24 protein-coding genes and 1 tRNA gene are annotated in these 22532 nt (G+C 71.6%); 7 read left to right on the forward strand and 18 right to left on the reverse strand.

All coding sequences use genetic code 11. From position 1 onward, the window contains the following. Window positions 1-42: 42 nt before the first annotated feature. The 8 genes from KVF89_RS10025 to KVF89_RS10060 form a co-directional block, all read right to left on the reverse strand. Complete coding sequence (locus KVF89_RS10025; RefSeq protein WP_257425328.1) at window positions 43-831, reverse strand: ATP-binding cassette domain-containing protein; 789 nt, start codon at window positions 829-831, stop codon at window positions 43-45. Beyond that, on the reverse strand, window positions 828-1862 hold the full coding sequence (locus KVF89_RS10030) for an ABC transporter ATP-binding protein (protein WP_257425329.1): 1035 nt from the start codon (window positions 1860-1862) through the stop codon (window positions 828-830). The genes KVF89_RS10025 and KVF89_RS10030 overlap by 4 nt, the downstream gene beginning before the upstream one ends. Further along, the gene (locus KVF89_RS10035; RefSeq protein ID WP_257425330.1) at window positions 1855-2841 is read right to left on the reverse strand and encodes an ABC transporter permease; all 987 of its coding nucleotides are present in this window, start codon (window positions 2839-2841) and stop codon (window positions 1855-1857) included. Before KVF89_RS10035 ends, KVF89_RS10030 begins: the two co-directional genes overlap by 8 nt. Next, complete coding sequence (locus KVF89_RS10040) at window positions 2838-3767, reverse strand: ABC transporter permease (RefSeq protein WP_257425331.1); 930 nt, start codon at window positions 3765-3767, stop codon at window positions 2838-2840. Before KVF89_RS10040 ends, KVF89_RS10035 begins: the two co-directional genes overlap by 4 nt. Next, window positions 3754-5436: an ABC transporter substrate-binding protein gene (locus KVF89_RS10045; protein WP_257425332.1), complete on the reverse strand. Its 1683-nt coding sequence runs from the start codon at window positions 5434-5436 to the stop codon at window positions 3754-3756. The genes KVF89_RS10040 and KVF89_RS10045 overlap by 14 nt, the downstream gene beginning before the upstream one ends. A 315-nt stretch (window positions 5437-5751) precedes the next feature. Beyond that, entirely contained in the window at window positions 5752-6819 is a 1068-nt protein-coding gene (locus KVF89_RS10050) for a hypothetical protein (protein ID WP_257425333.1), read from the reverse strand. Between the two features lie 75 nt (window positions 6820-6894). After that, a complete protein-coding gene (locus tag KVF89_RS10055) occupies window positions 6895-7449 on the reverse strand; it encodes a tetratricopeptide repeat protein (RefSeq protein ID WP_257425334.1) in 555 nt (184 codons plus the stop codon). A 118-nt stretch (window positions 7450-7567) separates the two neighbouring features. Further along, window positions 7568-7656, reverse strand: a tRNA-Leu gene (locus KVF89_RS10060). Window positions 7657-7797: 141 nt separating this feature from the next. On the opposite strand from KVF89_RS10060, the gene KVF89_RS10065 reads away from it, so the two are divergent. Genes KVF89_RS10065 through KVF89_RS10075 form a run of 3 tightly spaced genes read left to right on the forward strand, consistent with a single transcriptional unit; the run spans window position 7798 to window position 9153 of the window. Further along, window positions 7798-8208 (forward strand): hypothetical protein, encoded by a 411-nt coding sequence (locus KVF89_RS10065; protein WP_257425335.1) that lies wholly within the window; start codon window positions 7798-7800, stop codon window positions 8206-8208. A 22-nt stretch (window positions 8209-8230) separates the two neighbouring features. Then, window positions 8231-8506 carry a Fe-S cluster assembly protein HesB gene (locus KVF89_RS10070; RefSeq protein ID WP_257425336.1) on the forward strand — a complete coding sequence of 92 codons (276 nt, stop codon included), beginning with the start codon at window positions 8231-8233 and terminating at the stop codon, window positions 8504-8506. A gap of 53 nt (window positions 8507-8559) precedes the next feature. Next, window positions 8560-9153 (forward strand): substrate-binding domain-containing protein, encoded by a 594-nt coding sequence (locus KVF89_RS10075; protein WP_257425337.1) that lies wholly within the window; start codon window positions 8560-8562, stop codon window positions 9151-9153. Between the two features lie 12 nt (window positions 9154-9165). Here KVF89_RS10075 and KVF89_RS10080 read toward each other — a convergent pair whose 3' ends face one another. Further along, window positions 9166-9735, reverse strand: a complete 570-nt coding sequence (locus tag KVF89_RS10080; protein ID WP_257425339.1) for a nucleosidase — start codon at window positions 9733-9735, stop codon at window positions 9166-9168. A gap of 52 nt (window positions 9736-9787) precedes the next feature. Between KVF89_RS10080 and KVF89_RS10085 the strand changes: the two genes are divergently transcribed. Then, complete coding sequence (locus tag KVF89_RS10085; RefSeq protein ID WP_257425340.1) at window positions 9788-10801, forward strand: galactokinase; 1014 nt, start codon at window positions 9788-9790, stop codon at window positions 10799-10801. Between the two features lie 15 nt (window positions 10802-10816). Here KVF89_RS10085 and KVF89_RS10090 read toward each other — a convergent pair whose 3' ends face one another. Together KVF89_RS10090 and KVF89_RS10095 are read right to left on the reverse strand one after the other, a co-directional pair. After that, entirely contained in the window at window positions 10817-12037 is a 1221-nt protein-coding gene (locus tag KVF89_RS10090; protein ID WP_257425341.1) for an acyl-CoA dehydrogenase family protein, read from the reverse strand. Next, window positions 12037-13407, reverse strand: coding sequence for an acyl-CoA dehydrogenase family protein (locus tag KVF89_RS10095; protein WP_257425342.1), 1371 nt, complete (start codon window positions 13405-13407; stop codon window positions 12037-12039). Before KVF89_RS10095 ends, KVF89_RS10090 begins: the two co-directional genes overlap by 1 nt. 76 nt (window positions 13408-13483) lie before the next feature. Between KVF89_RS10095 and def the strand changes: the two genes are divergently transcribed. Both def and KVF89_RS10105 read left to right on the forward strand, forming a co-directional pair. Then, window positions 13484-14077: a peptide deformylase gene (def, locus tag KVF89_RS10100; protein ID WP_257425344.1), complete on the forward strand. Its 594-nt coding sequence runs from the start codon at window positions 13484-13486 to the stop codon at window positions 14075-14077. Between the two features lie 26 nt (window positions 14078-14103). Next, on the forward strand, window positions 14104-15018 hold the full coding sequence (locus tag KVF89_RS10105) for an alpha/beta hydrolase (RefSeq protein ID WP_257425345.1): 915 nt from the start codon (window positions 14104-14106) through the stop codon (window positions 15016-15018). A gap of 53 nt (window positions 15019-15071) precedes the next feature. Here the strand turns inward: KVF89_RS10105 and KVF89_RS10110 are convergent, their stop codons facing one another. The 4 genes from KVF89_RS10110 to cobA form a co-directional block, all read right to left on the reverse strand. Continuing rightward, complete coding sequence (locus KVF89_RS10110; protein WP_257425346.1) at window positions 15072-15563, reverse strand: carboxymuconolactone decarboxylase family protein; 492 nt, start codon at window positions 15561-15563, stop codon at window positions 15072-15074. Next, window positions 15563-16678, reverse strand: a complete 1116-nt coding sequence (locus KVF89_RS10115) for an NAD(P)H-dependent amine dehydrogenase family protein (protein WP_257425347.1) — start codon at window positions 16676-16678, stop codon at window positions 15563-15565. Before KVF89_RS10115 ends, KVF89_RS10110 begins: the two co-directional genes overlap by 1 nt. A gap of 66 nt (window positions 16679-16744) precedes the next feature. Then, window positions 16745-17560, reverse strand: coding sequence for a TrmH family RNA methyltransferase (locus KVF89_RS10120; protein WP_257425349.1), 816 nt, complete (start codon window positions 17558-17560; stop codon window positions 16745-16747). Between the two features lie 7 nt (window positions 17561-17567). Continuing rightward, window positions 17568-18791 carry a uroporphyrinogen-III C-methyltransferase gene (gene cobA / locus KVF89_RS10125; protein WP_257425939.1) on the reverse strand — a complete coding sequence of 408 codons (1224 nt, stop codon included), beginning with the start codon at window positions 18789-18791 and terminating at the stop codon, window positions 17568-17570. 74 nt (window positions 18792-18865) lie between these two features. On the opposite strand from cobA, the gene KVF89_RS10130 reads away from it, so the two are divergent. Continuing rightward, the gene (locus KVF89_RS10130; RefSeq protein ID WP_257425350.1) at window positions 18866-19393 is read left to right on the forward strand and encodes a YbhB/YbcL family Raf kinase inhibitor-like protein; all 528 of its coding nucleotides are present in this window, start codon (window positions 18866-18868) and stop codon (window positions 19391-19393) included. Window positions 19394-19501: 108 nt separating this feature from the next. Here the strand turns inward: KVF89_RS10130 and KVF89_RS10135 are convergent, their stop codons facing one another. Genes KVF89_RS10135 through KVF89_RS10145 form a run of 3 tightly spaced genes read right to left on the reverse strand, consistent with a single transcriptional unit; the run spans window position 19502 to window position 22509 of the window. Continuing rightward, complete coding sequence (locus tag KVF89_RS10135) at window positions 19502-20653, reverse strand: acyl-CoA dehydrogenase family protein (protein WP_257425351.1); 1152 nt, start codon at window positions 20651-20653, stop codon at window positions 19502-19504. A gap of 48 nt (window positions 20654-20701) precedes the next feature. Further along, a complete protein-coding gene (locus KVF89_RS10140) occupies window positions 20702-21358 on the reverse strand; it encodes an FMN reductase (RefSeq protein ID WP_257425352.1) in 657 nt (218 codons plus the stop codon). Beyond that, entirely contained in the window at window positions 21355-22509 is a 1155-nt protein-coding gene (locus KVF89_RS10145; RefSeq protein ID WP_257425354.1) for an LLM class flavin-dependent oxidoreductase, read from the reverse strand. Before KVF89_RS10145 ends, KVF89_RS10140 begins: the two co-directional genes overlap by 4 nt. Window positions 22510-22532: the final 23 nt, after the last annotated feature.

The raw sequence follows: 22532 nt of genomic DNA on the forward strand, positions 1-22532 counted from the left end.
TCGTGGCACGGCACGACGGTGCCGTGCAGCGCGCCGGCGGGGTCAGGTCGGCAACTCGGCCTCCGGGGTCGCCTCCACCAGCGCCTGGGTGCACGGGTGCTGCGGCGCGCGGAAGATCTCCTCGGAGGGCCCGGTCTCGACGATCCGCCCGCGCTGCATGACTGCGACCCGGTCGCTGTAGAGCCGGATGACCGCCAGGTCGTGGCTGACGTGGAGGAAGGAGATCCCCTGGTCCCGCTGCAGGTCCGCCAGCAGGTTGAGGATCTGGGCGCGTACCGACACGTCGAGCGCCGAGGTCGGCTCGTCGGCGATGATCAGGTCCGGCTTGAGGGCGAGTGCCCGTGCCACGGCGACCCGCTGGAGCTGGCCGCCGGACGCCTGGTGCGGGTAGCGCCCGAGGTAGTCGGGGCCGAGGCCGACCGACTCCAGCAGCGCCACCAGCTCCGCGGTCGACGTCGTCTCGCCGTGCGCGCGGTAGACGTTCTCCAGGGTCTGTCGCACGGTCTGGCGTGGGTTGAGCGAGGCGAGGGGGTCCTGGAAGACCATCGCGACGTTGCGCCGCAGCCGGCGCAGGCCGCGCCGGCCCAGCGCCGCCACGTCCTGGCCGTCGGTGCGCACGATCCCGGCCGTCGGCGTGACGAGGCCGTTGGCCATCCGCGCGAGGGTGGACTTGCCGGAGCCGGACTCGCCGACGAGACCCAGGGCCTCGCCGCGCTCGACCCGGAGCGAGACGCCGTCCACGGCCAGGAGCCCGTGGCGACGGCGGCCGAACCCGCCCGGCGTCCGGAATCGCTTGCTGACGTCGGTCATCTCCAGGATCGGCGCGGTCATCGGGCGATCTCCCCGGAGGACGGGAGCCGGTCGAGATGGCAGGCGGCGCGGTGCGCCCCGCCGGTCGTGCCGGACGTACGACGCGAGCGCAGCGGCACCTCGACCACGCACCGCTCGCCGACCTGCCCGGCGAGACCGCAGCGCGGGGCGAACGCGCAACCCGGGCCCGCGTCGCGCAACGAGGTCGGCGCACCGGGGATGGCCCGCAGGCGGGTCCGCTCCCCACCGGTGTCGAGGCGCGCGTCCAGGCGCGGCGTCGCAGCCCGCAGCCCTGCCGTGTAGGGGTGCGCGGGCGCCTCGAAGACGTCGCGCAGGCTCCCGTACTCGGCCTCGCGGCCGGCGTACAGGACGAGGACGTCGTCGGCCGCACTCGCCACCACCCCGAAGTCATGGCTGATCAGCAGCATCGCCATGCCGTACTCCTGCTGGAGCTCGCGCAGCAGTGCCAGGATCTGGGCCTGCACGGTCACGTCCAGCGCGGTGGTCGGCTCGTCGGCGATGAGCAGCGCCGGCCGGTTGACCAGCGCCATCGCGATCACCGCTCGTTGGCGCATGCCGCCGGAGAACTCGTGCGGGAAGCGGCGTACGGCGTCGGCCGGCTCGGGGATGCCGACCCGCTCGAGCATCTCGACGCCCCGCGCCCGCGCGGCCCGGCGGGACACCGACGGGTCATGCAGGCGGACCGCCTGCGCGATGTGGGCCCCGATGTCGAGGTAGGGGCTCAGCGCCGACATCGAGTCCTGGAAGACCATCGCCACGTCCGCGCCGCGGGCCCGGCGCAGCTCGCGCTCGTCGGCGGCGAGCATGTCCCGCCCCGCGACCACGATCCGCCCGCGGGCGCCGGCGCCACGCGGCAGCAGCCGCATGATCGCACGCCCGGTGATCGTCTTGCCCGAGCCCGACTCGCCGACGACGGCAAGGGTCCTGCCTCCGTCCAACGTCACGGACAGGTCGCGCACGACGTCGAACGTCGTCTCGCCGGTGGTGAAGGAGATGGACAGGTCCTCGACCTGGAGCACGGGGTCAGGCACGGCGGATCCTCGGGTCGAGAAGCGGCATGAGGAGGTCGACGACCAGGTTGCCGACGATGATGAGGAACGCCGAGAACAGCGTCACGCCGACCACGATGCTCAGGTCCGACTCGTTGACGCCGGAGAGCAGCAGGTCGCCGAGACCGTGCAGGCTGAACACCTTCTCCGCGATCACCGACCCGCCCAGCAGCGCGGTGACGTCGAGCGCGAACATCGCGCTGATCGGCACCATGACGCCGCGCACGGCGTGCCGGTTGACCTGCCGCGGCGAGGCACCGCGCGCCGTCATCGCGACCAGGTGCTCGGCCGACAGCTCGTTGAGGAGCTGGGTCCGGGTGACCCGGACGTAGCTCGCGGCGAGGATGAAGGAGAGCACCATCCACGGCCCGATCAGGTGCCAGGCCCAGTCCACCGGCGACTCCGAGAACGGCACGAAGCCGGAGAACGGCAGCACGTTGAGCATGAAGCCGAACACCTGGACCACCAGGAGGCCGACGAGGAAGGTCGGCACCGAGAGGCCGAACATCGCGAAGCCGGTCGAGAACCGGTCGACCATGCCGCCCTTGCGTATCGCCGACAGAGCGCCGAGCCCGATCCCCACCACGAGGCACAGCACCGCGGCGCCGAGCGCGAGGGACAGAGTCACGGGGAGCCGCTCCCCGATGAGCGAGGTGACGTCGCTGCGGTTGGGGAAGGAGTAGCCGAAGCACGGCGCCGCGCATTCGACCTGCTGCGCACCCTCCCCGTAGGTGCGGCCGGCGACCAGTCCCTTCACGAACTGGCCGTACTGCCACACCACGCTCTGGTCGGTCTGCATGTAGGCGCTGACCTTGGCCTTGGTCTCGGCCGGGCACGGCTTCCCGCACATGGCGCGGGCGGGGTCCTTGGAGGCCCCGAAGAAGAGGGCGATCGTGACGAAGGCGATCGCGAGGAGCATGAACACCGCGGTGACCATGCGGCGGGCGATATAGGCGGTCATGCGGCATCCTCCGTACGCACGTCGAGGACGTCGCGGAGCGCGTCGCCGGCGAGCGTGGCGCCGAAGACGATCAGGAACACCACGGCGCCGGGAAAGAGCATGTACCAGACGTCCGCGCCGCTGTAGATCCACGGCAGGGAGTCGGAGAGCAGCTTGCCGAGGTCCGGTACGTCGCCGCGCAGGCCTACTCCCAGGAACGACAGGCCGGCGACGACGCTGACGTTCGTGGGCAGCGACATCGCGAACAGGACGACGACGAGGCCGAACAGGTGCGGCATCATCTCGCGGCGGATGATCTGCCCGGGCGGAGCGCCGGTCGCCCGCGCGGCCTCGACGAAGGCGCGGGCGTTGATCGCACTGGCCTGGGCACCGATGATCCGGGCCGGGACGGTCCACCCGAAGAAGGCCAGGACCAGGACGAGGACCAGGCCGCGCGGCAGCTCCGGCGGCACGATCGCCATGATCGCGATCACGAACATGAGGCCCGGGAAGCCGAACATGAAGTCGATCAGCCGGCCGGCGACGGCGTTGACCCAGCCGCCGAAGTAGCCCATGGCCGTGCCGAGGATCGCCGCGACGATGATCGACAGGATGCTCGCGCCGAACGCGATGAACAGAGAGGAGCGGATGCCGTAGACGATCTGCGCGAACAGGTCGACGCCGGTGACCGGCGCGACGCCGAGCCAGTGCTCGGCGCTGACACCGCCGAGCGCGCCCAGCGGCCGGCCCCCGTCGGGGTCCAGCAGGTCGGTGTGGAACGTGTGCGGGTCCTGGCCCTCCAGCCGCACGAGGAGGGGGGCGCAGAGCCCCGCGACCATCGGCACGACCAGCATGACCAGCCCGGCCACACCGGACCTCTTGCGGAGGAAGCGGCGGAGGACCGACGTACGCCGGCCCTCCGCCTGCTGGATCTCAGCGATCGACACCGACGACCAGCTCGTTCGCGAACGGCGGGTAGGCGGGCATGAAGTAGTTCAGGATCTTCGAGCCGGCCAGGGCCTGCGTGCGCTGCACGAGGATGGGCACGATCGGCGCGTCCTCCATGATCTGCTGGTCGATCGCGGCCCACATCTCGGCGGCCTTGTCGAGGTCGGGCTCGGAGATGGCCGCGTCGATCGCGGCGTCGACGTCGGGGTTGGAGTACTGCGACGCGTTGCCACCGCCGTCGCCGATCTCGCTGGACGCGAAGAGGGGCTGGATCGTGCTCATGCCGCTCGGGAAGTCGGCTCCCCAGCCACTCGTCGTCAGGTCGTAGTCACCGTCGGCCGACGAGATCAGCTCGTACCACGTGCTGCCGTCGAGGCCCTTGAGCTCGACGTCGATGCCCACCTGGGCCAGCGAGTTCTTGATGCTCTGGGCCTCCTTCTCCTCGATCGCGCTGACGTCGGTCGGGTAGGTGAGGGAGAGCTTCAGGTTCGAGACGCCGGCGTCGGCCAGCAGCTCCTTGGCCTTCTCGACGTCGCCGGTGTCGCCGCCGTCGTACAGGTTGTAGTCGGTGGCTCCGGGGATGCCCTCGGTCATGATCGAGGAGGTGATCTGGCCGCCGAACTTCGGTCCGCCGTAGACGCTCTGGATCTCGGCCTTGTTGATCGCGTAGTTGATGGCCTGCCGCACGCGGACGTCGGAGAGGCCGGGGCGCTTCACGTTCATCGCGAGGTAGCGGAAGTAGCCCGACGGGCCGTTGGCCATCCGCTCGGAGATCGACGGGTCGGACTCGATGCGCTGGAACTGTGACGGCGAGATGAGCGCGTTGCTGATCGCGCTCTGGTCGTCACCCTTGTCGTCGATGAGGCGCTGGACGATCGTGTCGTTGTTCAGGCCCATGTCCAAGACGATCTTGTCCGGGCCGGCGAGGCGCGCCTGGTCGGTGTCGGCGCTCCAGTTCGGGTTGCGCTCGAGCACCGCCTGGGTGCCCTTGCTGAAGCTGGTCACCATGTACGGGCCGCTGGCAACCGGGTTCTCGCCGTACGTCTCGGGCTCGGTGTCGGCCGCCTTCGGCACCGGAGCGAACGCCGGCATGCTGACGATCCACGGCCAGTTGCCGAACGGTCGGCTCAGGTGGAAGACGATCTTGTGGTCGTCGACGACCTCGATGGAGTCGAGCTCCTTGCCGTCGTACGGGCCGTCGTAGTCGGTCCCGCCCTCGAGCAGCGTCTTGTGGTAGCCGAGGCCACCTTGGAACATCGGCGCGAACGACCGCTCGATGCCGTACTTCACGTCCTGCGCCGTGATCGGGCTGCCGTCGGAGAACTTCAGGCCCTCCTGGAGCGCGAACGTCCAGGTCCGGCCGCCGTCGTCCGTCGTCCCCGTGTCGGTGGCGAGGTCCGGCACCAGGACCGTGTCCTTGTCGGGGAACGTCTGCCAGGACGTCAGCCCGCGGTGCACCCACCGCAGCCGGCTCGTCGGCACCATCTGCGCGTTGGCGGTCTCGAAGGTCTCGGTGGCCCTCCGCGAGAGGTAGTGCAGTGTCCCACCCTGGGGCACGGACTCCATCGCCGACGTGTTCTTGTCCTTGGTCTCGGTGGAGTCGCCGGACGAGTTGGCATTGCAGCCCGCCACCGTCAGGGCCAGGACGAGAGCGAGCCCGACGGGCACCACTCTCCGTGATCGGTTCGCCATAGATCGCGCTTCCTGTGAGGCGGTCCCGATCGATCGGGTCCGCGGCTTGGATCTCAGGAAGGGAGTCTGTGGGCGTGCCCGGGCACGCGTCCATCGAGGAGTTCTGCACCAAACCTTGAAGAGAACCTTAACGATTGCGGGTCTCTGTGTGCGCGGCGTCCACGATAGCGGCACAAGTCCGTGAGGTGAAGGCGTGAGCGTGCATCTGTGCTACAGACCCGCGTGGCGGCGCGACGAAGGCCCCGGATCTCTGTCATGCAGAGATCCGGGGCCACGTCGGTGTTCGCCCTGTCAGGACAGCTTGAGCCCGGCGGACCAGTAGCCGCTGAGGGCGGTCACCATGTCGAGGCCCGCCGTGATGTCGGCCCGCACGACGAGGATGGCCTGCGTCTGGTTGGTCAGCGGGACGGCGAGGCCGGTCGTGGTGCAGTCCGCGACCGCGCCGATCGCGAGGATCCCGGTGAGGCTGGGCCCCAGCGTGCACGTCGCACCCGGGACCGGAGCAAAGATGTTGTTGGGTGTCGAGGAGGTCCAGAGCTGGACCTCGAGGCCGAGCGTCGTCCCGATCAGCGCCATGGCGACGCTGTTGGTGAAGTAGCCGTCGATGCCGGTGAGTGTGCGGTCGCCCGTGATCGGCTGGGCCAGGCCTGCGATCCCGTTGCCCGTCGCGTCGATCGTGCCCCCGACGATGGAGACGCCGCTGACCGAGCCCGTGCCGTTGATGGGCAGCACGGTGACCGTGTTGCCCATGCCGCCGAGAACGGTGGTCGTCGTGACCGCCGCGCCGCTGCTGCTCGACAACATGGCCCCCGAGCCGGCCGGGCCGGCCGGGCCGACATCCCCGGTAGCCCCGGTAGCCCCGGTGGGACCGGCCGGGCCGACGGCTCCGGTGGCCCCGGCAGGACCGATCGCGCCGGTAGCCCCGGCCGGACCGACGCCTCCGGCCGTGCCTGCCGCGCCGGTGGCGCCCGTCGCGCCCGCGGGGCCGATCGGGCCGGCCGGCCCGATGCCACCCGTCGCGCCGGCCGCGCCGGCGGAACCCGTGGGGCCCACCGGACCAGCCGCGCCCGTCGCACCGACCGCGCCGGACGCACCGCTGGCACCCGCCTCACCCTGGGGCCCGCGATTGCGGTCGGCCCCGCGGATCCAGCGGATGTGGTCCTCGCCACGCCTGCACCGGTCGACGTTCTTGACGATCCGGATCTTGCCGGTCTTCACGCTGAAGCAGGCACTGATGACGCGGACGTCCGGCTTCGCCCGCTCGGCCGCCTGAGCCGCCCCTCCGGCAGCGATCAGCGTCGCCGTGGCCAGCGTCGCGAGTGACAGGGAGGTGAGGGCCCGGGGCCGGAACGTATGCACAGCGCAACGCTAGAGGTCGCACGGACCACGCGGCCCCGATTCGGAGAAACTGGGGACCCCGTCCCACGCGGTCGCTCAGCCGTACGACGGGGGCTCGACGTCCGCCATCGACGGGTCGAGCTCGATGCCGGTCGACAGGTGCTCCTCGGCCTCGGCGGTCTCGCCCAGGTGCAGCAGCGCGAACCCGAGCCGCATGTGCGCCGCCGCCATGTCCGGATCGGCCTTGAGAGCGCGGCGGTAGAGCCCCACCGCCGCGTCGAGCTCGGTGGCCTCCAGCAGGATGCCCTTGTTGTAGAGCGCCGGAGCGAAGTCGGCATCGGTGGCCAGCGCCGCGTCGTACTGCTTGACGGCGTCGTCCTGCCGTCCGGCTCCCTGGGCCAGCAGGCCGAGGTTGTAGTGGGCGTAGACGTTGTCCGGGTCGAGCTCCAGCACGTTCTCGAACGTGGTCCGGGCCTCGGCGTCGTCACCGGCGTCGAGCTGTTCCAGCCCGGTCTGGACCAGGCTGTCGGCGGCCGAGAGACTCGCCGACGACTCGGCTGCCGCCGGCTTCCCCTCACCGTCGTCCCCGCTGCATCCGGCGACGAGGATGAGCGTGAGCAACGCGAGGGCGGCGAACGCGGGACGAGGCACGTCGATCAGTCTAGGGAGACCCGCTCCCGAGCAAAGGCCAGGTTCTGCCGTCGGTCACGGCGGGACTCCAGAGAGGCGGCACAACGCGGAATGGCGGCCCTGGGGCCGCCATTCCGTCTGGTGTCCGAGGGGGGACTTGAACCCCCACGCCCTAATACGGGCACTAGCACCTCAAGCTAGCGCGTCTGCCAATTCCGCCACCCGGACGAGTGCGGAGAAACCGTAGCAAAGGACGGCCGCAGACACCGCATCGGCACCCCCTCCGGCAGTCCTTCCGGCACTCCTTCCAGCACGGCCATGACCTCACGGGTCATGGCCGTCCGGCCCCGGGCCGGGCACGATCGGTCCATGGGATCGGACAGCCTCGAGATGTTGGCCTGGGGACGGATCGGCCTGGGACTCTCGTCCCTCGCATCGCCGGCGGTGACCGGGCGGGTCTTCGGCATCGACCCCACCCCGGAGGTCGGCTACCTGACCCGGATCTACGGCGGGCGCGCGATCGCCCTGGGCGCGGCGTACCTATTGGCCGGCGAGGCGGAACGGGAGCGGCTGCAGCTGCTCTCGTTGGGGGTCGACATCTCGGACACGGCGACCGGGCTGGGACATCTCCTGCGCCGCGACGGCAGCCCGCGGGCGCTGGTGCTCACGACGGCGCTGACCGGCACCTACGCGGCGGTCGGGGCGGTGCGGGCGCTCCGGCGACACGCCCGGCGGCTTGAACGAGGTCCGGCCACCTGCAACGGTGGGAAAGGTCTCTGACCACGAACCGAGAAGGCATGCCATGCTCACCCTCACCGAGAACGCCTGCACGATCGTCAAGCAGATGACCGACGCCCCCGACGTCCCCGACTCCGCGGGACTGCGCATCACCCAGGCGGAGGCCGGCTTCGCCGTCTCCGCAGCCGAACAGGCCGAACCCGGCGACCAGGTCGTCGAGCAGGACGGCGCCACGGTCTACCTCGACCCGGACTCCGCCCGGCAGCTCGACGCGATGGTGCTCGATGCCGGCATCGACGACACCGGCACGCTCCAGTTCGGTCTGGTCACCCAGGCCTAGCGAGAGGCGCCCCAGATGCGTCGCTGACGGGCTCACTCTGGGATCGTGGGCGCATGCAGGAGCTGCGTGTCGCCTTCGTTCCCGGAGTGACCCCCGACAAGTGGGCGCGGGCCTGGCGCGAGCGCAACCCGCGGATCCGGCTCGACCTCCTCCCCACCGAGGAGGGACATCAGCGCGCGGTCCTCGACGAGGGGGTCGCCGACTTGGCCCTGGTCCGGCTGCCGGTCGACCTCGAGTCGCCGGCGCCACTGCACTGCGTGCGCCTGTACGACGAGCTGCCGGTCGTGGTGGCGAGCCGCGAGCACTTCGTGGCCGCTGCGGACGGTGACACGCCGATCCCCCTGGCCGACCTCGCCGACGAGCAGCTGGTGCTGCCCCATCCCACCGGGTGGACGCCCTCGGTCGAGCAGCTGCCGTTCCCTGGCATGACGGTGAAGGACGCCATCGAGGTCGCCGCGTCGGGCAGCGGGATCGTGATCGTGCCGATGTCGCTGGCACGGCTGCACCACCGCAAGGACGTCGTCCACCGTCTCGTCGAGCTCGAGCCGACGACCGTGGCCCTGGTCTGGCTGCGCGACGCCGACAGCCCGGTCCACCAGGACTTCGTCGGCGTCGTCCGCGGACGCCGGGCGAGCAGCAGCCGCTGAGGGCCGACGCCCTCACCCCAGGTGGGTCGCGGCCCACTCCCCCAGGATCCGCGCGCTGCGGTCGACCAGCGCCACCCATTCCAGCGCGCCCTCGTCGGCGTTGTCGGAGACGTGCTTGACCAGGCGGACGGGCACGCCGAACTCCTGGGCGACGTAGGCGACCGCATAGCCCTCCATGTCGACCAGCTGCGCCTGCTCGGCGAGCCGGGCCCGCACCACCGGGTCAGTGACGAAGACGTCGCCGGTGGCGAGCACGGTCGGGCTCTCGCCGATCACGAACCGGTCACGCGGGTCGTGGCCGAGCGCGCGGATCGCGTCGCCGTTGATGTCGTGGTTGAGCACCGTGCCGATCTCGTGGAGCCCGTACTCACCGTCGAGCCCGCCGTCCAGACCGTCGTGCAGCGCGCCGGCGGTGCCGAGATTGACGACGACCAGGTCGGCCAGGTCGGACCGGCCGGCGAGGTGGCGGGTCAGCGCGGTCGCGGCGGCGGTCTTCCCGATGCCGGTGACGACCACGTCGATCCCGGCCGGGACGTGGGCCACCTCGGACCGGGCGGCGGCGACGACGAGAGGGCGGGGCACGGCCGTCACCCTAGCCGCGGGCCGTCGCGGTCCGGCGGGGCAGGATGGCGTCGTGAAGTCCCCCTCCGCGGCGGTGGTCGCCCGCGCACCCGGCCGGGTGAACCTGATCGGTGAGCACACCGACTACAACGGCGGGCTGTGCCTGCCGTTCGCGATCAGCCTGACGACCACCGCGACCGTCCGGCGCCGGGAGGACGACCGGCTCCGGGTGCGGAGCCGGGAGGCGGATCCGGGCGACCCGCACTGGCAGGAGTACGTCGTCGGCGTGGTCGCCGAGCTCCGCCGGGCCGGCTGGGTGGTGCCGGGCCTCGACATCGACCTCGTCTCCACACTCCCGCTCGGCGGCGGCCTGTCCAGCTCGGCGGCGCTCGAATGCGCGGTGGCGACGGCGATCGCCGGCCTGCTCGACGTGCCTCTCGACGGGCCCGGTCGCCGCCTCCTCGCCGACGTGTGTCGGCGCGCCGAGACCGACCACGTCGGCGCGCCGACCGGCGGCATGGACCAGCTCGCCGCCCTGTTCGGCGCGGACGGCCACGCGCTGCTCATCGACTTCGCCGACCTGGGCGCTCCCGTGACCAGGCTGGTGCCCCTGCCGGTGTCCGAGGACGGGTTGACGCTGCTGGTGACCGACACCCGGGTCCGACACCAGCTGGCCGATGGCGACGGCGGGTACGCGCAACGGCGGCGCGAGTGCGCGGACGGGCATCCTCGTCGGCGCCGGCACGTCGCGACCGAGAACGCCCGGGTCCGGTCCGCGGTCGAGGCGATCGGGGCCCGCGCCTGGCAGCGGCTCGGTGACCTGATGACGGCCTCGCACGCCTCCCTCCGCGACGACTACGAGGTGAGCGTGCCCGCGCTCGACACCGCGGTGGACGCGGCGCTGGCCGCCGGGGCGCTCGGTGCCCGGCTCACCGGCGGCGGGTTCGGCGGCTGCACCATCGCGTTGACGCACGAAGGCCGCGTCGGCGCCGTACGGAACGGCGTCGACGCGGCCTTCGCCGCCGCGGGGTGGCCCCGGCCGGCGCACCACGAGGTGCGTCCGGCCGAGGGCGCCCGCCTGCTGTGACCGGGCGGTGTCAGGTCACTTCAGCTCGGCGCTCGAGAGACCCAGGATCCGGCGCGCCACGATCAGCTGCTGGATCTGCTGGGTGCCCTCGAAGATGTCGAGGATCTTGGAGTCGCGCGCCCACTTCTCGAGCAGCTCCTCCTCGCTGTAGCCGATCGAGGCGCACAGCTCGACGCAGGACAGCGTCACGTCGGAGCCGACCCGGCCGGCCTTCGCCTTGGCCATCGAGGCCTCCAGCGAGTTGGGCTTGCGGTTGTCGGCCATCCAGGCCGCCTGGAGGGTGAGCAGGCGCCCCGCCTCCCAGTCGGACTCGAGCTGCAGGAACTTCGCCGCGGCGGCATGCTGCAGGATCGCCGGCCGGTCGTAGTCGACCTCGATGCCGGCCTCCTTCAGCAGGTCGCGGGTCAGGTCGAGGGACGCGCGGGCGCACCCCACGGCCATCGCGGCCACCAGTGGGCGGGTGTTGTCGAAGGTCGCCATCGCGCCGGCGAAGCCCTGCTCGACGTTGACCTCCGGCGAGCCGAGGAGGTTGTCCTTCGGGACCCGGGCGTCGGTGAAGGTGATGACGGCGGTGTCGGAGGCCCGGATGCCGAGCTTCTCCTCCAGCCGCTCGACCTTGACGCCGGGCGTGTCCTTCTCGACGACGAACGACTTGATCGCGGCTCGGCCGAGGGACTTGTCGAGCGTCGCCCAGACCACGATGCAGTCGGAGCGCTCGCCGGAGGTGACGAAGATCTTCTCGCCGTTGATGACGTACTCGTCGCCGTCGAGCACGGCGGTGGTCGAGATCGCGGCGGAGTCGGAGCCGAACGACGGCTCGGTGATCGCCATCGAGGCCCAGCGGCCCTTGAACCGCTCGAGCTGCTCGTCGTTGGCGACCGACGCGATCGCCGAGTTGCCGAGACCCTGGCGGGGCATCGACAGCAGCAGGCCGGTGTCGCCCCAGCACATCTCGGCGACCGAGGTCACCGAGGCGAGGTTGGCGCCGTTCTTGACCGACGCCTTCTTGTCGCCGTCGTCGGCGTCGCGGCGGACGCCGGTCGCGCCGGCGCCCTCGCTGGCGCCGGACTCGGAGAGCCCGTCGATCATCGCCGCGAGCATGTCGAGCTCCTTGGGGTACTCGTGCTCGGCGATGTCGTACTTGCGGGAGATCGGTCGCAGCATGTTCATGGCGACCTGGTGGGCCTGGTCGACCAGCGCCCGGTGCTTCTTCGGGACTTCCAGATTGATGGCCATCAGACGAGCACCGTTCCTTCCATGATCCCGATGGCACGCAGGTCGCGGTACCACCGCTCGACCGGGTGCTCCTTGACGAACCCGTGGCCACCGAGCAGCTGGACGCCGTCGAGGCCGATCTGCATGCCCTTGTCGGTGCACGCCTTGCGGGCCAGTGCCACCTCACGGGAGAAGTCCTTGCCGGCCGCGGCACGCGAGGCGGCGCGGTAGGTCAGCAGGCGCATGCCCTGCAGCTCGATCGCGATGTTGGCGACCATGAACGCCACCGACTGGCGGTTGGCGATCGGCTCGCCGAAGGCCTCGCGGCCCTTGACGTACGGCGTCACGTAGTCGAGCACGGCCTGGCCGGTGCCGACGGCGAGCGCGCACCAGGCGAGGCGCGCGAGACGCACGCACTCGGTGTACGTCGACCCGTCGGTCTCGCCGAGCACGGCGTCCTTGGGGACCGTGACGTCCTCGAGGAGGAGCTTGGTCATCGACGCGGCCCGCACGCCCATCGCGGGGTCGCCCTCGATGCTGAGGCCCGTGACACCGGACTCGACGAGGAAGAGGACCGGCTTGCCCTCGAGCTTCGCGCCCACGACGAAGAGCTCGGCGTGGTCGCCGCGGGCGACCAGGCTCTTGGTGCCGCTGAGGACGTAGCCGTCGGCGGTCTTCCGCGCGGTGGTCGATGGGTTGAGGACGTCGAAGAGCACGGTGGGCTCGTTCAGCGCCAGCGCGGCGGCGGGCACGGAGCCGTCCTCGGCGCTGAACGCGGGCAGGTAGGTCTGCTGCTGGGCGTCGGTGCCCCACAGGCCGATCGCGGTGGCGACCGAGCCCGGCGCCAGCGTCGCGACGGCCAGGCCCATGTCGCCCTTCGCCAGTGCCTCGGCGACCAGGGTGCCGGCCATCGCGGAGCGCTCCTCGGACACGCCACCGAGGGTCTCCGGCAGACCGAGGATCGGCAGGCCGATCTCGAGGCTGGCCTTGAGCAGGTCGTCGGGGGCGGCGCAGGCCTTGTCGGCGTGGTCGGCCGCGGGCCGGACGACCTCGTCGGCGAAGTCGGTGACGAGGTCGACGAGCATCTGCTCGTCCTCGCCGGGCGTGAGGTCGAACACGCCGCTCGCGGAGGCGGGTGTCGGCCGGGCCCCGGGCTGGCCACCCTTGCCGGCGTGCGCGAAGGTCCGGCTGGCGGTGGTGATCGTCTTGAACCCGGTCCGGGTGACGGAGAAGACCGCCTGCTCGGCCGGCTTGCGGAGGCGGACCTTGTCGAGGAGGTCGGTCTGGGCGAGCCGGTTCAGGCCGGCGACGAGGTAGCCGATCGGATCACGGCTCTCGCTGCTCGGGACCCCGTTCTTGCCGCCCGGCTTGAGGTTGCTGATCAAGGACATGGGGTAACTGTAACCGTGAGTTACACACTGCGCTACACCTAGGTCGAATCGGCCTGCTGTGATCCTCGCCCCTACGATGCGCGACATGGAGGACCAGACCCCGCATGCGCCGTACGGACCCCTGCCCCGCAACGGGAGCGTGCGGCCGATGACGCGGTGGGGAACGCCGGTCATGCACCGCCCCCAGGCGCGGGTGGAGGTCTACGACGATGCGCTGCGCGCGCTGGCCGCCGACATGGTCGCCACCATGTATGCGGCCGACGGCGTCGGCCTCGCGGCCTGTCAGATCGGCGAGGACGTCGCGATGTTCGTCTTCGACTGCCCCGACGAGGAGGGACAGCGGGTCGTCGGCGTGGTCTGCAACCCCGTCCTGGTCGAGCCCCAGGGCGTCGACCGGCGGCTCGACGACAGTCCCGAGGGCTGCCTGTCCTATCCCGGCGCCTTCGTCGACTGCGCCCGTCCCGACTACGCCGTGGTCGAGGGCACCGGGCTCGACGGCGCCCCGGTGCGCTTCGAGGGCGACGGACTGCTGGCGAAGTGCCTGCAGCACGAGACCGACCACACCGTCGGCACCGTCTTCGGCGACCGGATCTCCGCGAAGGCGATGAAGAAGCTGCGCAAGCAGCACGACGCCGCGGTCGAGGACTACCCGGTGGAGTGGCCCACCTGAGCTCCGCCGTGGGCTAGCGTCGGCGCATGCCCGTCGACCCCGCACTGGCCGGCCTCCTCGAGGCGATCGAGGCCGGCACGCCCATCTCCCAGCTCTCCCCCGGCGACGCGCGTGCCGTGTTCCGGGCGATGACCGTCGACGGCCGGCCGCCGGGGACCCTGGCGCCGGTCGCCTCGGTCACGGACGACAAGGTCGCCGGAGGAGACGGTCCGCTGGCGGCCCGGGTCTACCGGCCCGAAGGCGCCGGGCCGTTCCCGACGGTCGTGCTGCTGCACGGCGGGGGCTGGGTGATCGGGGACCTCGACACCCACGCCGCGATGGCGCGCGCGATCTGTGCGGGTGCCGGCGCCGTCGTGGTCGCCGTCGACTACCGGCTGGCCCCCGAGAGCAGGTTCCCGGCAGCGGCCGAGGACGCGATCGCCGCCGTCCGCGACGTCCGGACCCGCCTGGCGTCGTACGGCGGCAGCGAGGTGCTCGCTGTCGCGGGCGACTCCGCGGGCGGCAACCTGTCCGCCGTCGTGACCCAGCACGTGCCCGGCCTGGCGGCCCAGCTGCTGGTCTACCCGGCCACCGACGTCCTCGGCGACTACGCGTCACGGACCGAGAACGCACACGGCTACTTCCTCGACGAGCCCACGATGGCGTGGTTCATCGGCAGCTACGTCGCCCCGGAGACCGACCTCACCGACGTACGGCTCTCGCCGTTGCGCGGCGACCTGGCCGGGCTCCCGCCGGCTGTCGTCGTCACCGCCGAGTTCGACCCCCTGCGCGACGAGGGCATCGCCTACGCCGATGCGCTGGCCGCCGCCGGGGTCAGGGTGGAGCAGGCGACCTATCCCGGCCTGATCCACGGGTTCTTCGACATGGGGCCGTGGTCGCCGGCCTGCCAGTCCGCCGTCGACGACACGGTCGCCCGGTTCGCCGCACTGCTGCGCGGCTGATCGAGCCTGATCGAGCCTGATCGAGCCTGATCGAGCCTGATCGAGGTTGAGGGTCAGGATCGGGCGGCATGGCTCGGCAGGACGCACGCCGCATCCAGGCCGAGCACCCGGTTGAGCCGGCCGAAGGAGAGCCACGAGCCCAGGCACATGGACAGCTCGACGATCTCCCGGTCGGTGTAGTGGGCCCGGATCCGCTGCCAGAAGCCGTCGTCGATGCCGTGGTGGTCGAGCGCGTAGCGCTCGGCGTACTCCGCGGCGAGGCGGGTCCGATCGTCGAAGTCGCGGGTGGTGCGCCACTCCTCGACCGCCCGGTCGAAGGTCTCCTCGACCTTCTGCCCGTCCCGCTCGGTGCGCCAGTCCTGGCAGAACAGGCAGCCGTTGATCTGGGCGATCCGGAGCCGGGCGGCCTCGAACTCGCGCAGGCCGAGCGTGCTGTGCTCGTAGACGCTCATGGCGAGCGCCGAGGCGGCCGGGCCGATGCCGGGCACCAGCTCTCCCCACACGTACATGATCGGGTCCTTGCCCTCGGGCACGTCGATGAACATCACGCCTCCTCGGCGGTGGTGCGCAGGTAGGTCGACGGGAGCAGTGGCACGTCGAGACCGTCGTACAGGCCCGGGGTGGCGCTGCGCAGCCACGGGATGGCGTTGACCAGCCGGTTGGCGGCCGTGGCGTTGCCGCCCGCCGCCCGGTTGCCGCCCTCGTCGGTGGCCTCGACGTTGATCTCGATCCGGGGCCGACCCTCGATGATCACGCGGTGGGCGCCGTCGCCGCCGTCGGGGGGCATCGGCCAGTCGTAGGCACACGCGGCGGTGATCCGGGTGACGTGCTCGATGACGATCCTCGGCTCGCCGCCGACGATGCCCTGCACCTCGAAGCGCAGCCCGCCCTGGGTGCCGGCCTCGAAGTAGCCGAGAGCGGTGGTCACCGACGCGTCGAGCGCACGGCGCTCGACGGTCTCGCGCAGCTCGTCGAGCTCGACGCCGAGCGCACGGGCGATGAGCCGGATCTGGCCGCCCCAGACCATCGACGGGATGCCCTCGGCGACCATCGGCGGCTCGTAGTCCATCGGCTGGCCCATGCCGACGATGTAGCGGACCGAGTCCTCGGCGTCGTACGTCGAGTAGTCGAAGATCTCCTGGCAGCGGACCTGCTCGATCTCCGAGGCGAGACCACTGACGAGCGCCGGCAGCAGATCGTTGCCCCAGCCCGGGTCGATGCCGCTGACGAACAGCGCGCTGCCGCCCTCGGCGCACGCCTTCTCCAGCGGCTCACGCATCTCGGCCGGCGCGCTGCGGTGGTCGTAGAGGGCGTAGACGGACGGTGTGACCACCACGGCGCCGCCGGCCAGCGCACGAGCGAGGTCCACGACGGCGTCGTCGGGGCGCAGCTCGCCGGACGCGGCGTACGCCACCGCTCCTCCTCCCTCGAGCGCCGCGAGCGCTGCCTCGACGTCGTCCGTGGCCGGCACGCCCAGCGACCGGCCGAGCTCGGCCAGGTCGCCGGCGTCGCGCCCGACCTTCGCCGGGTCGTTGACGACGACCGCCGCGAGGCTCAGTCCCGGGTGCGCCGCGACGGCCCGGATGGACGCGCGGCCCATGTTGCCGGTGCCCCACACCACGACCCGGACGTTTGGGTAGAACGTGTTCTCATCCGCCATGGAGGGGAGAGTATGGTGCCGGGCGCCCGAGCGGTAGTGCGACAGCGTGTCCGATTTCGCGAGGGGTCAGCGGCGGGCGGTCACGTAGCAGGCCACAGCGGTCGCGGCGGCCACGTTGAGGGAGTCCACGCCGTGCTCGATGGTGCGCGCCATCGGGATGATCGCGCGCCGGTCGGCCGACCGCTCCCAGCGCGCGGACAGGCCGTGGCCCTCCGAGCCGAGGACGAGCGCGACCTTCTCCTGGCCGGCCACCGCCTCCTCGATGGGTACGGCGTCCGGCGCGAGGGTCAGCGCGACCGTGGTGAAGCCGCGCTCGGCGAGGTCCGGCAGGGCGTCGTGCCAGTCGGGCAGACGGGTCCACGGCAACGCGAAGACGGCGCCCATCGCGACCTTGATCGCGCGGCGGTAGAGCGGGTCGGCGCAGCGCGGGGCGAGCAGGACGGCGTCGAAGCCCAGCGCCGCTCCTGAGCGCAGGATGGCGCCGACGTTGGTGTGGTCCACGATGTCCTCGAGCACCAGCACCGACCGGGCGCCCGTGAGGACCTCGTCCAGGGTGGGCAGGGGGCGGCGCTCCAGGGATGCCAGCGCCCCGCGATGGACGTGGAAGCCGGTGACCTCCTCGGCCAGCTCCTCCGAGAGGACGTAGCAGGGCACGTCGGACCGGCCGAGTACGTCGGCCAGGCCGTCTAGCCAGCGCGGCGCCATCAGGAAGGAGCGCGGCGCGAAGCCTGCCTCCACGGCCCGGCGGACGACCTTCTCCCCCTCGGCCAGGAACAGGCCGTGCTCGGCCTCGAGGTGCTTGCGGAGCTCGACGTCGCGCAGGTCGCGGTAGTCGCCCAGCCGCGGGTCGGCGGGGTCGGAGATCTCGACGAGCTCGGCCACGGGCGCGTCAGCTCGAGAAGGCGTCCGGGTGGGCGACCGCGACGACGTCGCCGACGACGATGATGGCCGGTGGCTTGACGTCCTCCTCGGTCAGGCGGTCGGCGAGCGTGGCGAGGGTGGCGAGCACGGTCCGCTGCGTCGGCATGGTGCCGTCGCAGACGACTGCGACCGGCGTCGTCTCGGGGCGGCCGCCGGAGATGAGCGCGGCGGCGATGTGCGGCGCGTTCTCGACGCCCATCATGACCACGACGGTGCCCTGCATCCGGGCGAGGGCCGCGTAGTTCACCAGCGACTCCGGGTGCCCGGGCGGCAGATGGCCGGAGACGACGGTGAACTCGTGGGTGACGCCGCGGTGCGTCACCGGGATGCCGGCGATGCCCGGCACCGAGACGGGCGAGGTGAGGCCGGGGATCACGGTCACCGGTACGCCGGCCGCCCGGCAGGCGATGATCTCCTCGAACCCGCGGCCGAAGACGAAGTTGTCGCCGCCCTTGAACCGGACGACGCGCTTCCCGGCGAGCGCCCGCTCGATGATGATCCGGTTGATCTCCTCCTGTTGAGCGGAGCGGCCACGGGGCAGCTTGGCGACGTCGACCAGCTCGACGTCGCTCGGCAGGTCGCCGAGCAGCTCGCGCGGGGCCAGCCGGTCGGCGACGACGACGTCGGCCGCCATCAGCGCCTTGCGGCCGGCGATCGAGATCAGCTCCGGGTCGCCGGGGCCGCCGCCCACGAGCGTGACGCCAGGTGTGCGGTCCCGGTGGTGCGGGGCGGCGATGGTGCCGTCGCGCAGCCCGGCGACGATCTCGTCGCGGACCGCGGCCGAGCGGCGCGGGTCGCGGTTGCCGACCACGGCGACGGTGATCCCCGCCTCGCGTCCCACCGCCGGCGTCCACGCCGTACCGAGCGTCGCGTCGTCCGAGCGGACGCAGAACACCCGTTGCTCCTCGCACAGCTGTGAGACGTGGTCGTTGACCGCGCGGTCGTCGGTCACCGCGATGACGTACCACGCTCCGTCGAGGTCGGCGTCCGCGAACGCGCGCTCGTGCCAGGTGATCTCTCCCGAGCCGACCAGGCCCTCGATCGCGGGAGTGACCTCGGGCGACACGACGTGGACGTCGGCACCGACCGCGATCAGCTGGGGCACCCGGCGTTGGGCCACGTGGCCGCCGCCGACGACGAGCACGCGGCGCCCGGCGAGGCGCAGACCGGAGGGGTACGGCGGGAAGTCCATCACGACGCACATTCTCCCGGCATACGGCGCGGCGCCTCGCACACCGGACCAGCACCCGGACTAACTTCGGTGACATGAGTCTCGATCGACCGGTCTCCCCGGACCCCTACACCCTGCTCCCCGTCGTGGCGTCGTTCCCCGTGACGAGCGAGGACGTCACCGACGGCCGGCCGCTGAAGGACGATCAGGTCGCGGCCCTCGGCAACACCTCGCCGCAGCTGTCCTGGTCGGGTGCCCCCGAGGGCACCAAGTCGTACGTCGTGACCTGCTTCGACCCGGATGCCCCGACCCCCAGCGGGTTCTGGCACTGGGTGCTGGTCGACCTGCCCGCGGACACGACCTCGCTCGACTCCGGCGCCGGGGCCGAGGGCGCCGTGCTGCCCGGCAACGCCTTCATGTGCCGCAACGACGGAGGCCCGAAGGCGTTCATGGGAGCCGCCCCGCCCCAGGGCGACCAGGTGCACCGCTACTACTTCGTGGTGCACGCCGTGGGCGAGGAGACCCTCGGCGTCGACTCCGACGCCTCGGCGGCGGTCGTGTCGTTCAACCTGGCCTTCAAGACCCTCGGGCGCGCGATCCTCACGGGCACCTACCAGCACTGATTCTGATGGGCCGAGCGTGTCGCCTGTCGAAGGCTGCGCGCAGACCCTTCGGGCCCACGCTTGCCTCCGACGCGCTGCGCGCAGGCGCCCGCAGGCTCCCTGCCCCCGTCAGAGCCCCATGCTCTTGGCGATGATCAGCTTCATCACCTCGGACGTGCCGCCGTAGATCCGGTTGACCCGGTTGTCGGCGTACAGGCGGGCGATGGGGTACTCGTTCATGTAGCCGTAGCCGCCGTGGAGCTGGAGGCAGCGGTCGATCACGCGCGAGGCGACCTCGGTGCAGAACAGCTTGGCCGAGGCGGCCTCCACCGCGGTGAGCTCGCCGCGGTCGTGGGCCTCGAGAGCGCGGTCGGCGACGGCCTGGGCCGCGTCGACCTCGGCCTGGCAGGCGGCGAGCTCGAACTTCGTGTTCTGGAAGTGAGCGACCGGCTGGCCGAAGACCTTGCGCTCCTCGACGTACTGCGTCGTGAAGCGGACGGCGGCGGCCGCCTGCGCATAGGCGCCGAAGGCGATGCCGAGCCGCTCCTGGGGCAGGTTCTGGCCGAGGTAGCTGAAGCCCTCGTTCTCCTCGCCGAGCAGGTCCTCGGCCGGGACCCGGACGTCGGAGAAGGACAGCTCCGCGGTGTCGGAGGTGCGCAGGCCGATCTTGTCGAGCTTGCGGCCCACGGCGTAGCCCTCGCTCGTGGTGTCGACCGCGAAGAGCGAGATGCCGAAGCGCCGGTTGCTGTCCAGCGGCGGGGAGGTGCGGGCACAGACGATGACCCGGTCGGCGTGGACGCCGCCGGTGATGAAGGTCTTCGACCCGTTCAGGACGTAGGCGTCCCCGTCGCGCTTCGCGGTGGTCGTCATGCCGGCCAGATCGGAGCCGGTGCCCGGCTCGGTCATCGCGATCGCGAACATCTTCTCGCCGGTCACGAACCCCGGAAGCCAGCGCTTCTTCTGCTCCTCGGTGGCCAGCTTGAGGATGTAGGGCAGGCACAGCGCGACGTGCGTGCTCGAGCCGCCGAAGCTCACGCCGGCCCGGGACATCTCCTCGTACTGGACCGCGGCGAACTTGAACGACTCGATCCCGGCGCCGCCGTACTCCTCGGGGACCTCGATCCCGAAGGTCCCGAGCTCGCCGAGCTTGAGATAGAAGTCGCGCGGCACGATCCCCGCCTCGAACCACTCCTGGTAGTGCGGTACCACCTCGGCCTCGATGAACGAGCGGATGGTCTGACGGAAGGACTCATGGTCCTCGTCGAAGACGGTGCGGCGCATGGTGTTCCTCTCACGACGGCAGGGATCCCCATCGTGCCACCATCACTGTCACGGTCGGTGGACGGAGTCCCCGCTCGCCTCGCGGAGCAGCTGCTCGAACGGCGTCGGGGCGGCGAACCCGTCCTCGACGGACCGCCGGCTCGGTGCGATCGCCGCCGGTCCGGCTCCGTCGCCGAGCAGGGCGGCGAGCTCGCCGGCCGCTCGCTCGACCCGCTTGTCGAGCGAGCCGTCGTCGGTGGCACCGAAGTCCTCGCTCGCCGCGAACACACCGGTGGGTACGACGACCGCGCGCAGGTAGGCGAACAACGGCCGCAGGGCATGGTCGAGGACGAGGCTGTGCCGGGCGGTGCCCGCCGTGGCCGCGACGACGACCGGCCTCCCGTCCAGCAGGCCGGGCTCGAGGACGTCGAAGAAGGTCTTGAACAGGCCGGAGTAGGACGCGGAGAACACCGGCGTCACCACGACCAGGCCGTCGGCGTGGCGCACGGCCTCGATCGCCCGCGCCAGGTCCCCGGTCGGGAACCCGGTCAGCAGGTGGTCGGCCAGGGCGTGCGCGAGGGGGCGCAGCTCGACGTGCTCGACGGCGACCTCCTGGCCGCGGGCGCGCACCGCCCCCGCGACGGCGTCGCCGAGCTTGTCGGCGAGCAGGCGCGTCGAGGACGGGACGGACAGCCCCGCGGAGATGACGACGATCCGGGTCGTCATGCGCTGACCTCCTCGGCCTCCGGGGCACGGTCGGTCGTGCCGGTCATGGTGTCCTCCGCGTGCACGGTGACGTCCTTCGCGCCGCCCGCCGCAGCGATCAGCGAGGCGTGGGTGGGCGCGTCGGGGACGTGCGCGGGGCGCCCCTCGGCGAACCCCTTGCGCAGGTCGGGCAGGATCTCGCCGAGCAGGTCGAGCTGCTCGAGGACCGTCTTCAGGGGCAGGCCGGCGTGGTCGACGAGGAACAGCTGGCGCTGGTAGTGACCGGCGTACTCGCGGAACGACAGCGTCCGCTCCAGCACCTGCTGGGGCGAGCCGACGGTCAGCGGCGTGTGCTCGGAGAAGTCCTCGAGCGACGGCCCGTGCCCGTAGACCGGCGCGTTGTCGAAGTACGGCCGGAACCGGCGGACCGCCTCCTGGCTGTTCCTGTGCATGAAGATCTGCCCGCCCAGCCCGACGATCGCCTGGTCGGCGCGCCCGTGGCCGTAGTGCTCGAAGCGCTCGCGGTAGAGGTTGACCATCTGGGCGGCGTGCGCGGCCGGCCAGAAGATGTGGTTGTGGAAGAAGCCGTCGCCGTAGTAGGCCGCCTGCTCCGCGATCTCGGGACTGCGGATCGAGCCGTGCCACACGAACGGCGCGATGCCGTCCAACGGTCGCGGGGTCGAGGTGTAGCCCTGCAGCGGGGTGCGGAACCTGCCCTCCCAGTCGACGACGTCCTCGCTCCACAGCCGGCGGAGCAGCGCGTAGTTCTCGACGGCGAGGTTGATGCCCTGGCGGATGTCCTTGCCGAACCAGGGATAGACCGGGCCGGTGTTGCCGCGGCCCAGCATCAGGTCGTTGCGGCCGTCGGTCAGGTGCTGCAGCTTCGCGTAGTCCTCCGCGATGAGCACCGGGTCCGTGGTCGTGATCAGCGTCGTCGCGGTCGAGAGGATGATGTTCTCGGTCTGGGCGCCGATGTAGGCGAGGGTCGCGGTGGGATTGGACGCGACGAACGGCGGGTTGTGGTGCTCGCCGGTGGCGAACACGTCCAGGCCGATCTCGTCGGCCTTCTTCGCGATCGCGACGGTCGCCTTGATCCGCTCGTACTCCGACGGCGTCTGCCCGGTGGTCGGGTCGGTGGTGACGTCGCCGACGGTGAAGATGCCGATCTGCATGGTCCACTCCTCGGTGGTCGGTG

The sequence above is a fragment of the Nocardioides carbamazepini genome (assembly GCF_024614185.1).
Classification (GTDB): Bacteria; Actinomycetota; Actinomycetes; order Propionibacteriales; family Nocardioidaceae; genus Nocardioides; species Nocardioides carbamazepini.